Genomic DNA, 12,961 nt, shown 5'->3' with positions numbered 1-12,961 from the left:
TCAGTATGTGTTTTTAGAAAAAGCGCTGTCGAGAAATCGGCAGCGCTTTTTTATTATCTTTTTATCCGCACCCAATATCGGCTTAATCATCGTTGATGTGCAGCTAATTAGGTATTTGGATCATGGTAGGCCAAATGCTCTGATACGTGCTTCCTGATATAGGGAAGGACTTCACTTTCGAACCATGGATTTTTCTTGAGCCAGATATTATTACGTGGTGAAGGGTGGGGAAGTGGCAAAAATTCTGGAGCCCAAGCCTGCCAGTTACGCACCGTTTCAGTGAGTGTGCTGGTGGCTTTATCTTTTAGATAATAGTTTTGCGCATACTGACCAATCAGCAAGGTCATTTGGATGTTGGGCTGTGATTGCAGCACTTTTTGGTGCCATAGCGCAGCGCACTCCTTTCTAGGCGGTAGGTCGCCACTTTTTCCCTTTCCTGGATAGCAAAAGCCCATCGGGACAATCGCGACTTTTTGTTCGTCATAAAACGTATCGCTATCCATTCCTAGCCATTCTCTCAATCGCTCGCCACTGGCATCATTCCAAGGGATCGATGATTCATGAACCTTGATACCGGGCGCTTGCCCTATGATTAACAAGCGCGCGTTTGGGTGTGCCTGAATCACTGGGTTCGCACCGTGTGATAGGTGAGGCTCACAAGCAGTGCAATGTCGTATCTCGGTGAGAAGTGATGAGAACATCAGTAGCCTTTATCAAAATCAATGGTGTGATTCAGTGTAAAACCATCTCGCCATTGTTGGTAATTATTGGCGAAGATCTCCACGACCTGTCTTGGCTCACTGAGTGCTGCAATGTGTGGGGTGATGGTTACTTGCGGCAACTTCCAAAACGGATGTTCTTGTGTGAGAGGCTCGCATTCAAAGACATCTAAGAAAGCGTGTTCAACCCATTTATTCTTAATCGCAAGCAGTAACGCCTTATTGTCTACGCTTTCCCCGCGACCCACATTAAACAGCAATACGTTAGAGCAGTAGCTTAAGGTGGTTTGATTCAGTAGTTGGTAGGTCTCATCCGTTGATGGCAGTGTGTTCACCACAATATCCGCTTGTTTGAGGGCGGCTTCTAATTCATTAATGTGGAAAGTATCTTTGAAGGTTTCTTGCTTTGATGGGATACCTGTCCGGTTGACCCCAATGGTATGGATACCAAACGCAGAAGCGGCTTTCGCCAAATGGCTGCCAATTGAACCTGTTCCCAAAATCACCATGGTTTTGTCGGTTAGGCTGGTATAAAGCTGCGGCTGCCAGTTTCGCTGTTGTTGTTGCTGGTGGTAATGAGTGAAGTGTCTAAAGTGGCTGATTGTGTAACCCAATACGTATTCGGCAATGGCAGGGCCGAAGATGCCTTTGACGTTGGTCAATGTGTAGTCCTGACGCAAATTCGGTTGGGTTAATTTGTTGATCCCGGCATAGGTACTTTGCACCCAATCCAGATGCTTAAACTCATCAAGACGTTCTGCTATGAGGGGAGGAGAGGCCAAGACGATCTCCGCTAACTCGGGGTTTGTGGTGATTTCTAGGTCAGGTAAATCTCGGTTTACAATCAGTTGCGTGTAAGTATCGTCATGCTCGGTAAGAATATAGAGCTTATTCGTAAAATTGTTCATCGGCTTACCTTTTCCCCCCAGGGTTTATCAAGTACACTTTCGCTGTCTTTTTCTGCAATTATTGAGTGACTATGCTTCAGAATCCATTGCAGGTTCGTCTTGAAAAGTTAGAACCTTGGCAACAAATTACCTTTATGGCGTGTCTATGTGAGCGTATGTATCCTAACTATGCCATGTTTTGTGAGAATACAGAATTTGCGGAAGCTCGAATCTATCGTGATGTTTTGGATAGCATTTGGGAAATCCTAACGGTTAAAACGGCAAAGGTGAACTTTGAGCGTCAACTTGAGAAAGTAGAAGAGCTATTCCCTAGCGGTGATGATTTTGATTTTTATGGTGTTTATCCAGCAATGGACGCATGCCAAGGCTTAGCAACGTTAATACATGGTTTGCTTGATCGTGAACACATGCTTGAGTCGGTAATTAAAGTTAGCCAACAGTCGGTTAAGACGGTTGCAGAACTTGAATTCGCTCAAGGTGCTGAAGAAGTCACGAACGAAAACCAGAAAGAAAATGAAGCGGTATGTGAAGAGTGGGACGTTCAATGGGCGATCTTCCGACCACTTCGTGAAACGACAGAGCGCGACCTTGAACTGATTAAAGATCTGCGTCATGAACTGCGTGAAGACCCAGTGAGCAACATTGGTGTTGCGTTATAACGGATGTTGAGTTGTAGCGAATAGAATAAAAAAACAAAGGCTCCCTAGGGAGCCTTTGTTGTATCTGACGCTATCAAGTTTCGATTAAGCGTCTTTTTCTTAGCTGTTAGTTCTGAGCTTTGTCTTTTGAGGCATTATCTTTTGATGCGTCGTCATCATCCGCTGATTTTGAATCTGAGGCATCGTTGTCGGCTGGAGTTTCTTTCTCTAGCTCGTCCTCTTCATCACGGTTTTCGATAACGCCATGTGTCTCTTTCCATTTTTCCCAACGCTGAAACGCAAGTTCTTGCATGTCTGTGGTCTTGTCCGCTTCATCAACGATCTCTTCGCCAACTAAATGCTCAAAGATGTCTTCTAGGGTGATGATGCCCTGAATGGTGCCGTATTCATCAACAACCAAAGACAATTGCAGGCGATTTGCCATCATTTGGTCAAAGGCTTTAGCTAGACCCATGTTGTTCAATAACACGTGGATAGGGCGCATGACTTCGCCTAACGCTTTTTCGCCGCAACCCGCTTGTTGCAATCTAAACAGCTCCAGACGGTGAACAAAACCAATGATATTGTCACTCTGTTCGCTGTAGACCAAAGGACGTGAGAACGGCGTGTCTTTGTGTTTTTCAAGGAACACATTGACGCTCATCTCGGCATCTACACGGAATACAACCGGTCGAGGTGTCATGACTTGGGTAACAGGCACATCTTGAATGCCTAATAAGTTGCTTAGGATTTTTGATTCGCCTTCTGCGAACTCGCCACTCTCTTTTGCCAAAATAGCCATCGCTGATAGCTCGTCACGCATCTTAGGTGCTTGGTGACCACGAGCTAGACGTTTAGTGATTTGCTCTGAGAACCAAACAAATGGAGTTAGGAAGAACACCATCCAACGCAGTACCGTTGACGATGCTGGAGCAAGTTGACGCCAGTAGGTCGCACCAATCGTTTTTGGAACAATCTCAGACAACACCAGAATGCCCAGAGTGAGCACGGCAGAGAAAACACCTAGCCATTGGCTACCAAAAACCACAGCGGCTTGTGCACCTGCGGTTGCCGCACCAATAGTATGTGCGATGGTGTTGAGCGTTAAAATTGACGCGAGTGGGCGATCAATATCTGTTTTCAGTTTGTCTAAAGACGCGGCTGCAGGGTGCCCATTTTGTTTTAGTTGAGCGATGTAGCTCGGACTAATACTCAAAAGTACAGCTTCCAAAACAGAACAAATGAAAGAAACTCCAATAGCAATGGAGACGTAAATAGTTAGCAGCAGCATGTTTGCCCTTAAATTAAATTGTACGCTTTGTCAGCGATTCAAGGTGGATTATAGAGAATAAGTAGTGGCTAGGTCATCATTAATTTCACTCTCAGCCCCTTTTAAACAAGGGCTTACTCAATAAAATCAGTAACAAATTGTGAGTTATTACTCATATTATGGCTAAAACTACGGCATTAGAGCTAAAGATCGACGACAAACCTTTGCCAGATAGGGCATTTATGTTTTAGAGTTAATTGAATTCGAAAATACTAAGAAGGGAAACCTAAAATGAACAAGACTCAATTAATCGACTTTATTGCTGAAAAAGCGGACCTTTCGAAAGCACAAGCTAAAGCGGCTCTAGAAGCAACTCTTGGCGGCGTGACTGAGACTCTTAAAGATGGCGATCAAGTACAGCTAATTGGTTTTGGTACTTTTAAAGTAAACCACCGTGCAGCTCGCACTGGTCGTAACCCAAAAACTGGTGATGAGATCCAAATCGCTGCTGCAAATGTTCCAGCATTTGTTGCAGGTAAAGCGCTGAAAGATTCAGTAAAATAATCTAAACTGTACCGAGGTAGTTTTACTCTCACCTCGGTACAGGTTTTATGAAAAAAGCATTTCTTCTCGTTTCACTCTTATCTACATTTCTTCTCGGCTGTTCTTCAACAAGTCCCGGCAAAAACCTAGAGCAATTTGAAACCTATACCGGCGGCCAAGTCATGGGCGACGCGACAAGTTTCTTCTGGGTCACCAACAAGCTAACACAACCACACACTTCTGCTGATTACGTCACAATGGGCGACTATGGTTGGTACAAAACCGATTATGCTTGGTCCGGTGGTGTACTGCGTGAATTTATTCGTGAAGGCGAGCTACGTGACGATTCACAAGCGTTAGCACCTTACCGTGTTCATGTGCGCTTTAATCAGTCTGGCGAGGCCGTGTATCAACAATACCGAATCGGTAGCAAAATCTTGCCACTTCAATCAGAGCAGCTGGATAACTACCAAAAGCAGGCGATTTCGGTTCTCGATATCACAGAGAAGCAAAATGATGAAGGATTAGAGCTTCTTCAGGGCTACTGGAATGGTGAGATTTTTGAGACGTGTTCTGGCGATCAATTCGAGTACTTTGAATTTAACAAGACCTTACCAAGAATCGTTGTCAATCGTCTTGCTTCAGTAGAGAGTTATGGTGCTCTTGTGGGCAAGGTGTCGTCACGTAAAGTGTCGGTTGCTGAGCTACTAGTATTAGCCGATGAAAACCACCAATGTATTCAAAGACCATCACTTCTCAGTGAGTAGAGAGCTTTTGACCTACGATAGGCCAAACGCTTGGTAGCGAACATAATGCATTTTAAATATTAAAAAAGGCGCCCTAGGCGCCTTTTTTGATTCAACTAACTGCAATGAGTTAGAGATAGATTGTTCGAGAGAGATTACTGCTCTTGCTCGCGCGCAATCGCACGGTAACCAATGTCATTGCGGTGGAACATACCATTCCAGCTAACTTGCTTAGTTAACGCGTAAGCGCGCTCCTGAGCTTCAGAAACCGTATTGCCCAGTGTAGTTGCACATAGCACGCGGCCGCCGTTTGTCACAACGTCGCCAGCTTCGTTATTTGTGGTACCTGCATGGAAAACCTTTTGGCCTTCAACTTCGCTTGTCGGCAGGGAAATTACATCGCCTTTTGCGTAGTCTGCAGGGTAACCGCCAGCCGCAAGAACAACACCGATAGAAGCGCGTGGATCCCACTTAGATTCTGCTTCGTCGAGTTTCTCGTCGATAGCCATTAGGCAAAGCTCAACAAGGTCTGACTCCATACGCATCATGATAGGTTGCGTTTCTGGATCGCCGAAGCGGCAGTTGTATTCGATAACTTTAGGAGTGCCGTCAGCATCGATCATTAGGCCAGCGTAAAGGAAACCAGTGTAAGGTGCGCCTTCTGCGTCCATACCACGTACCGTTGGGTAGATAACTTCCTCAAGGATGCGGTTATGGATTTCTGGAGTCACGACTGGAGCTGGGGAGTAAGCACCCATGCCGCCAGTATTAGGGCCAGTGTCTTTGTCGCCAACACGTTTGTGATCTTGGCTGGTGGCCATAGGAAGAACGCTAGAACCGTCAACCATTACGATGAAGCTTGCTTCTTCGCCTTCAAGGAACTCTTCGATAACCACGCGGCTGCCTGCTTCGCCAAATGCGTTGCCTGCTAGCATGTCTTTGATTGCGTCTTCTGCTTCTTCAAGGGTCATCGCAACGATAACGCCTTTACCTGCAGCAAGGCCGTCAGCTTTTACTACGATTGGAGCACCTTGCTCGCGAACGTAAGCGATAGCTGGCTCGATCTCTGTGAAGTTGGAGTAGTAACCTGTTGGGATCTCATGACGAGCTAGGAAGTCTTTGGTGAATGCTTTAGAGCCTTCCAGCTGTGCCGCTGCTTGAGTTGGGCCAAAGATTGGTAGGCCAACTTCGCGGAATGCATCAACCACACCAATAACCAATGGTGCTTCAGGACCAACGATGGTCAGTTCGATTTTTTTCTCTTGAGCAAACGCCACTAAACCTGCGATGTCTTCAACACCGATGTTTACGTTCTCAAGTTTAGGCTCAAGCGCAGTACCTGCATTACCTGGAGCGATGAATACCGTTTCAACATTTGGGTTTTGTGCCGCTTTCCAACCAAGTGCATGCTCACGACCGCCGGCACCGATAATCAATACATTCATGTTTTAAAATCCTTATAGCTGCTTCAGAGCCTTTATTTCTGTGTCAAACATGCTCACTTATGGTCATAAGCTCCGCGTGTTTTCCTTGAACTAAAGTCACTGACTTGCTCTACGTATTTCAAATATCGGAATATTTAAAAAACAAAATTATAAGTTTTGCTCAAAGTAGTTGGTGATGTGGCTAGGCAGCAATTGAGCCCATCCCCGGGAGCATAGCTCGCTATGTGACCGGGGTGGGCGAAAGCAGCTAACGACGCCACAGTGCCAAATACGAAGAGGAAATTAGTGGCGGAAGTGACGCATGCCTGTGAATATCATCGCCATGCCGTGTTCGTCTGCTGCTGCGATAACTTCGTCATCACGCATAGAGCCGCCCGGCTGGATAACACACTTGATGCCAGCTTCTGCTGCCGCGTCGATACCGTCACGGAATGGGAAGAATGCATCTGATGCCATCACACAACCTTCAACCTGTAGACCTTCGTCTGCCGCTTTGATGCCTGCGATTTTCGCAGAGTAAACGCGGCTCATTTGGCCAGCGCCCACACCAACCGTCATGTCACCTTTCGAGTAAACGATAGCGTTAGACTTAACGTACTTCGCTACTTTCCAGCAGAATAGAGCATCTTTTAGCTCTTCGGCTGTTGGTTGACGCTTAGAAACTACTTTTAGGTCATCTTCAGAAACCATGCCTTGGTCGCGGTCTTGAACTAGTAAACCACCGTTAACGCGTTTCACGTCAAAACCAGTTGTCTTAGTTGTCCACTCACCACACTCAAGCAGGCGAAGGTTTTTCTTAGCCGCTACGATTGCTACTGCTTCAGCAGAAACAGATGGTGCAATGATAACTTCAACGAATTGACGCTCAGTGATAGCCGTTGCTGTTGCAGCGTCTAGTTCACGGTTGAATGCGATGATGCCGCCAAATGCAGACGTTGGGTCTGTTTTGAATGCGCGGTCGTAAGCTTCTAGGATATCTGTACCTAGTGCTACACCACATGGGTTAGCGTGCTTAACGATCACACATGCTGGCTGGTCGAACTCTTTCACACATTCAAGCGCTGCGTCAGTGTCAGCGATGTTGTTGTAAGAAAGCGCTTTGCCTTGGATTTGGCGAGCTGTAGAAACTGATGCTTCTTCAGGGTTTGCTTCAACGTAGAAAGCTGCTGCTTGGTGGCTGTTTTCACCGTAGCGCATGTCTTGCTTCTTCTCGAACTGTTGGTTGAACGTGCGAGGGAATTTAGACTCTTCGTCGCCTTCTTTGTTCTCACCGTAAGATGGAACCATAGTGCCGAAGTAGTTTGCGATCATACCGTCGTAAGAAGCCGTGTGTTCGAATGCTGCGATAGCGAGGTCGAAGCGAGTCTCTAGTGTTAGAGATTTCTCGTTCGCGTCCATTTCAGCCACAACGCGCTCGTAGTCGTGTGCGTTTACAACGATCGTTACGTCTTTGTGGTTTTTAGCCGCAGAGCGAACCATTGTTGGGCCACCGATGTCGATGTTCTCAACAGCGTCAGCAAGGGTACAACCTTCTTTAGCAACGGTTTCTGCGAATGGGTATAGGTTTACAACAACCATATCGATAGGGTTGATACCGTGAGTTTCCATCACGTCATCATCTTGGCCACGACGGCCTAGAACACCACCATGAACTTTCGGGTGCAGAGTCTTAACACGGCCATCCATCATTTCTGGGAAGCCAGTGTAGTCAGATACTTCTGTTACAGAGATGCCTTTTTCATCAAGCAGGCGAGCAGTGCCACCAGTAGATAAGATATCTACACCACGGTTAGCAAGAGCTTGTGCAAATTCAACGATACCAGTTTTGTCTGATACGCTGATGAGAGCGCGGCGAATTGGACGAGCGTTATTCATGCTTCCATTTCCTCAAATTCATGGGGTTAAAATAAAGATATTTGCCAAAAAAGAACTTGTTTCTATCTTCTCAGCGTGGAGTATCTTAGATACCAGTAAGAGATAAAATATTGGCCAGTTTTGGTAAAGACCTTTTGGGTGTTCTTATAATCAAGCTATAAGATAACCAACTCCAAATTTGATGGCGCAGATTCTAACTAATTTATTACAAAAAAGCTCGCGCAATCGTTTGGCATCTCAAAATTAATTATGAAAAGTGCCATTTCAGCCTGAAAAGTAACAACAAGGTTAATAGTGGAATGGATGAAAGAATAGGAAAAAACATGTTTCAGATTGGCGAATTAGCGAAAAGATGCGGTGTGACAGCCGATACCTTGCGTTTTTATGAGAAGAATAACCTGATTGCACCAGCCAGTCGCAGTGAGTCGGGTTATCGTCTGTATGATGAAAATAACCAAAAGCAGGTGACATTTATTCTCAAATCTAAAGAGTTAGGGCTGAGTTTAGATGAAATCAAAGAATTGTTAGAGATTCGTCTTGAAGCGACTCAACACAGTTGCGCTGAAGTGAAGTCGATCACCTCTTCTAAATTAGAGATGATTGATGAAAAGATAACGGAGCTTACTAAGATTCGAACGGCACTCAAAAAGATTAATGATGCCTGCTGTGGCCACATAGATGACGATGCGAGCCATTGCTCGATTTTGGCTGCCTTGGACTCAGCAAACCTTGAGAAGGGACGTTGTTGTAGCTAAGCAAGCTGATAGCAACTGATTTGTATTCATTGGGTATGTTGCCTTGCTGTCTTACCGCCTTGTTACTTATTGCCTTACAACCTTGTTACTCAGCGAGGCAGTCTTGTTTAGCGACATAATCAAAAGGCCAAAAAAAAGCCAAACTCAATAAATGAGCTTGGCTTTCAATTCAATTAATTACGAAAGAACGATTAGTTCATGCCGTATTTTTTAAGTTTCTTGCGAAGAGTACCGCGGTTAATACCCATCATGGTTGCTGCGCGAGTTTGGTTACCGCGAGTGTACTGCATGATAGTGTCTAGTAGTGGCTGTTCAACTTCAGCTAATACTAATTCGTATAACTCGCTGACTTCTTGACCGTTTAATTGAGCAAGGTAATTTTTCAATGATGCTTTAACTGAGTCACGTAGAGGCTTCTGCGTGATTTGGTCTTGTGATGTAACTGTAGTTACTGTCAATGCTTCTGAAGTCAGATTTTGTTCGAACATATTCGGTCTAGCTCTTCTCGTAATTATGGTGCAACGTTATCAAAAAAACCTTCTAGCGCTTCAAGCTGCAGATCACCTGCTTCGAAAGCGTTGAAGGTACGGCGAAACTCACTCGCTTGTTCATGTTCTTTTAGGTACCAACCCACATGCTTACGAGCAATACGGGGGCCTAAAAACTCGCCATAAAATTCATGTAGAGCGTTAACATGGCCAAGCATGATGTCTTTCACTTCCGAAGTCGGGAGCGGGTCCATCGTGGTGCCGTTTTCCAAATAGTGTAGGATTTCGTTAAAAATCCAAGGGCGTCCTTGGGCAGGCCGACCTATCATTAAAGCATCAGCGCCAGTGTACTCCAGCACAAACTTAGCTTTTTCCGGGCTATCGATATCACCGTTAGCGATAACCGGAATAGATACTGCTTGTTTTGCTGCTTTAATGTGTTTGTATTCTGCCTCACCTTTGTACATACAAGCGCGAGTTCTCCCGTGAAGGGCAAGAGCTTGTATGCCGCAGTCTTCGGCTATTTTAGCGATTTGGACGCAGTTTCTATTGTCTGTATCCCAGCCTGTGCGCGTTTTCAACGTTACTGGAACGTCGACAGCATTTACCACAGCCTTCAGAATATCTTCAATGAGTTCTGGATGCTGAAGTAGGGCTGAGCCCGCAAGCTTCTTATTCACTTTTTTGGCTGGACAACCCATATTGATATCGATGATTTGCGCACCGTTAGCAACATTGAATTGAGCAGCCTCGGCCATAAGCTGTGGATCTGCACCAGCGATTTGTACTGAACGAATGCCCGATTCGCCTTCATGTACCATACGCTGCTGAGACTTTGACGTTTTCCAAACTTTCGGATTGGAGGACATCATTTCACTGACTGCCATCCCCGCACCGTAACGAAGACACAACTCACGGAATGGTCTATCCGTTACGCCAGCCATAGGAGCGACGATTAGATTGTTCTTAAGTTGATAATTTCCGATTTTCAAAAAATGTCATCACAGTTCTGTACCAGCAAGGGCGCGCATTTTACGCATTTTTTCGCTGCGTGAAAAGACTAATATTTGAGCATTTACAATTTGTTTTTGTAATTTGCTTAAAATTCAGTCAATTAGCGCCCAAAGTCTTGTCTAGCCTTGCTTGCGACCAGAGATTCGACACCATTCTTGTTGTTCAATGATTGGATCAATGTGAAGCTCATCACGATAATAAGTCGCAACATCTTCTGCTTGTGTATCCAAAACACCCGACATCGCAAGCACGCCAGTTGGCTTAATTAGGCCTTTAATGATACCTGAAAGGTCGCGTAATGGACCTGCAAGAATGTTAGCAACAACAACGTCAGCAATCAGACCTTCAGGTTGATCTTGAGGTAGGAACACCTCTAGCTGCTCAGCAACACCATTGCGTTGTGCGTTGTCTTTTGAGGCAAGCAGAGCTTGAGGATCAATGTCGATCCCGATAACTTTTGCAGCGCCCAGTTTGATCGCAGCGATCGCAAGAATGCCTGAACCACAACCGAAGTCGATCACGGTTTTGCCTGTAAGGTCTAAGCCTTCCAGCCATTCAAGACACAATGCTGTTGTTGGGTGAGTACCAGTACCAAATGCAAGACCAGGGTCTAGCATGACGTTCACAGCGTCAGGTTCCGGGATATCACGCCAGCTAGGGCAGATCCAAAGACGCTCACCAAACTTCATTGGGTGGAAGTTGTCCATCCATTCACGTTCCCAATCCTTGTCTTCAATTTGCTCTACTTTATGAGCAAAGTCTGCAGGGAACATGTTGCTTGCTTTAATCTGCGCTAGAACGACACCAGTATCAGTCTCAGCGTCGTAAAGCGCGAGAATGTCAGTATCACCCCAAAGGCGAGTTTCACCCGGCAGAGGCTCAAATACAGGGGTATCTTGTGCATCCAGGAAAGTTACAGAAAGAGCACCAGTCTCTTCCATTAACATGTCGCCGATTTGTTCGGCATTTTCATTGGTCGCATTAAGCTTGATTTGAATCCAAGGCATGGCTGCATCTTCTATATGAGAAAAATTGGATGGGGAGTCTAGCAGAAAATATGAGCAAATTCACCAAAACACCGCGGATTATAAGAGGGATTATCGATTGATTTTTGCGAGTGTTTAAAAACAAAAATGCCCACCGAAGTGAGCATTTATTACTGTTCTACAGAGAACGTATTATGGAAGACCTGCTTCTTTTGCAGACCAAGCTTCTATTGCAGACCAAGCTTCTTCTCAAGGTAGTGGATGTTTGCACCACCGTGTTGGAAGTTTTCGTCGTTCATAATCGCTAATTGCAGCTCAGTATTGACGTTGATACCTTCAACAATCATTTCTGCTAGTGCGTTCTTCATACGTGCAATCGCTACGTCACGGTTCTCACCGTAAGTGATCAGCTTGCCGATCATTGAATCGTAATGCGGTGGCACTGTGTAGCCAGTGTAGATATGAGATTCCCAACGAACACCCATGCCGCCTGGTGCGTGGAAACGTTCAATCTTACCTGGTGAAGGTAGGAAACGAACTGGATCTTCAGCATTGATACGACATTCGATTGAGTGGCCGCGCAGCTTAATATCATCCTGTGTGAATGATAGAGGCTGACCAGCAGCAATGCGAAGTTGCTCTTTCACTAGATCGATACCCGTTACCATTTCAGTAATCGTGTGCTCAACCTGAATACGAGTGTTCATTTCGATGAAGTAGAACTCACCGTTCTCGTATAGGAATTCAAATGTACCTGCGCCGCGGTAACCAATCTCAAGACATGCACGAGTACAACGGTCGCCGATGTATTTACGCATTTCTTCAGTGATACCTGGAGCTGGCGCTTCTTCCACAACTTTCTGGTGACGACGCTGCATTGAACAGTCACGCTCACCTAGGTGGATAGCATTGCCTTGGCCATCTGCAAGCACTTGTACTTCAATGTGACGTGGGTTTTCTAGGAATTTCTCCATGTAAACCATGTCGTTGTTGAAACATGCTTTTGCTTCAGCACGAGTCATCGCGATAGCTTCTGTTAGTTCTGCTTCAGAACGAACAACACGCATACCACGACCGCCGCCGCCGCCAGATGCCTTGATGATAACTGGGAAGCCAATGCGCTTAGCGTGCGCTTTGTTTTTCGCTTCGTCGTCGTCAAGAGGGCCGTCAGAACCTGGTACACAAGGTACGCCAGCTTTCTTCATTGACGTGATAGCTGACACTTTGTCACCCATCATGCGAATGGTTTCAGCTTTAGGGCCAACAAAGATAAAGCCACTGCGCTCTACCTGTTCTGCAAAGTCTGCATTTTCAGATAGGAAGCCGTAGCCTGGGTGAATAGCGACTGCACCTGTAACTTCAGCTGCGCTGATGATACGAGGGATGTTCAGGTAGCTATCGATACCGCGAGCTGGACCAATACAAATGGTTTCGTCAGCAAGAAGTACGTGCTTAAGATCACGGTCAGCGGTTGAGTGAACCGCTACCGTTTTGATGCCAAGCTCTTTACATGCTCGCAGAATACGCAGTGCAATTTCACCACGGTTCGCGATTACTAATTTATCTAACATAAT

At 45.7% G+C, this 12,961-nt stretch carries 13 protein-coding genes; 4 read left to right on the top strand and 9 right to left on the bottom strand.

Annotation, left to right across the window (positions count from 1 at the left end):
* Positions 1–107 precede the first annotated feature (107 nt).
* Together QWZ07_RS21330 and QWZ07_RS21325 are read right to left on the bottom strand one after the other, a co-directional pair.
* Complete coding sequence (locus QWZ07_RS21330; RefSeq protein ID WP_192853325.1) at positions 108–701, bottom strand: uracil-DNA glycosylase family protein; 594 nt, start codon at positions 699–701, stop codon at positions 108–110.
* A complete protein-coding gene (locus QWZ07_RS21325) occupies positions 701–1,627 on the bottom strand; it encodes a D-2-hydroxyacid dehydrogenase (RefSeq protein WP_192853326.1) in 927 nt (308 codons plus the stop codon). Before QWZ07_RS21325 ends, QWZ07_RS21330 begins: the two co-directional genes overlap by 1 nt.
* Before the next feature lie 71 nt (positions 1,628–1,698).
* On the opposite strand from QWZ07_RS21325, the gene QWZ07_RS21320 reads away from it, so the two are divergent.
* Positions 1,699–2,286 carry a YjaG family protein gene (locus tag QWZ07_RS21320; RefSeq protein ID WP_029223215.1) on the top strand — a complete coding sequence of 196 codons (588 nt, stop codon included), beginning with the start codon at positions 1,699–1,701 and terminating at the stop codon, positions 2,284–2,286.
* 106 nt (positions 2,287–2,392) lie between these two features.
* On the opposite strand, the gene QWZ07_RS21315 is transcribed toward QWZ07_RS21320, so the two are convergent.
* Positions 2,393–3,556 (bottom strand): CNNM domain-containing protein, encoded by a 1,164-nt coding sequence (locus QWZ07_RS21315; RefSeq protein WP_017108608.1) that lies wholly within the window; start codon positions 3,554–3,556, stop codon positions 2,393–2,395.
* A 270-nt stretch (positions 3,557–3,826) separates the two neighbouring features.
* Here QWZ07_RS21315 and hupA point away from each other — a divergent pair, with 270 nt between their 5' ends.
* Together hupA and QWZ07_RS21305 are read left to right on the top strand one after the other, a co-directional pair.
* The gene (gene hupA / locus QWZ07_RS21310) at positions 3,827–4,099 is read left to right on the top strand and encodes a nucleoid-associated protein HU-alpha (protein WP_017108607.1); all 273 of its coding nucleotides are present in this window, start codon (positions 3,827–3,829) and stop codon (positions 4,097–4,099) included.
* Positions 4,100–4,146: 47 nt separating this feature from the next.
* Positions 4,147–4,845: a DUF1481 domain-containing protein gene (locus QWZ07_RS21305; protein WP_017108606.1), complete on the top strand. Its 699-nt coding sequence runs from the start codon at positions 4,147–4,149 to the stop codon at positions 4,843–4,845.
* Between the two features lie 134 nt (positions 4,846–4,979).
* Here QWZ07_RS21305 and purD read toward each other — a convergent pair whose 3' ends face one another.
* Together purD and purH are read right to left on the bottom strand one after the other, a co-directional pair.
* A complete protein-coding gene (gene purD, locus QWZ07_RS21300; protein WP_192853327.1) occupies positions 4,980–6,269 on the bottom strand; it encodes a phosphoribosylamine--glycine ligase in 1,290 nt (429 codons plus the stop codon).
* 282 nt (positions 6,270–6,551) lie between these two features.
* Entirely contained in the window at positions 6,552–8,144 is a 1,593-nt protein-coding gene (purH, locus tag QWZ07_RS21295) for a bifunctional phosphoribosylaminoimidazolecarboxamide formyltransferase/IMP cyclohydrolase (protein ID WP_192853328.1), read from the bottom strand.
* Between the two features lie 323 nt (positions 8,145–8,467).
* On the opposite strand from purH, the gene zntR reads away from it, so the two are divergent.
* Positions 8,468–8,899, top strand: coding sequence for a Zn(2+)-responsive transcriptional regulator (zntR, locus tag QWZ07_RS21290; protein WP_029223214.1), 432 nt, complete (start codon positions 8,468–8,470; stop codon positions 8,897–8,899).
* A 191-nt stretch (positions 8,900–9,090) separates the two neighbouring features.
* Here zntR and fis read toward each other — a convergent pair whose 3' ends face one another.
* The 4 genes from fis to accC all read right to left on the bottom strand — a co-directional run bounded on the left by fis (position 9,091) and on the right by accC (position 12,958).
* A complete protein-coding gene (gene fis, locus QWZ07_RS21285; protein WP_004729744.1) occupies positions 9,091–9,387 on the bottom strand; it encodes a DNA-binding transcriptional regulator Fis in 297 nt (98 codons plus the stop codon).
* Between the two features lie 23 nt (positions 9,388–9,410).
* Positions 9,411–10,379, bottom strand: coding sequence for a tRNA dihydrouridine synthase DusB (gene dusB, locus QWZ07_RS21280; RefSeq protein WP_017104592.1), 969 nt, complete (start codon positions 10,377–10,379; stop codon positions 9,411–9,413).
* Positions 10,380–10,520: 141 nt separating this feature from the next.
* Positions 10,521–11,408, bottom strand: a complete 888-nt coding sequence (gene prmA, locus QWZ07_RS21275; RefSeq protein WP_017108603.1) for a 50S ribosomal protein L11 methyltransferase — start codon at positions 11,406–11,408, stop codon at positions 10,521–10,523.
* Positions 11,409–11,614: 206 nt separating this feature from the next.
* The gene (accC, locus tag QWZ07_RS21270) at positions 11,615–12,958 is read right to left on the bottom strand and encodes an acetyl-CoA carboxylase biotin carboxylase subunit (RefSeq protein ID WP_017104594.1); all 1,344 of its coding nucleotides are present in this window, start codon (positions 12,956–12,958) and stop codon (positions 11,615–11,617) included.
* Positions 12,959–12,961: the final 3 nt, after the last annotated feature.

Origin of the sequence: Vibrio lentus (assembly GCF_030409755.1) — a bacterium.
Lineage (GTDB): Bacteria > Pseudomonadota > Gammaproteobacteria > Enterobacterales > Vibrionaceae > Vibrio > Vibrio lentus.
This window is presented reverse-complemented; position numbering and strand designations above follow the sequence as displayed.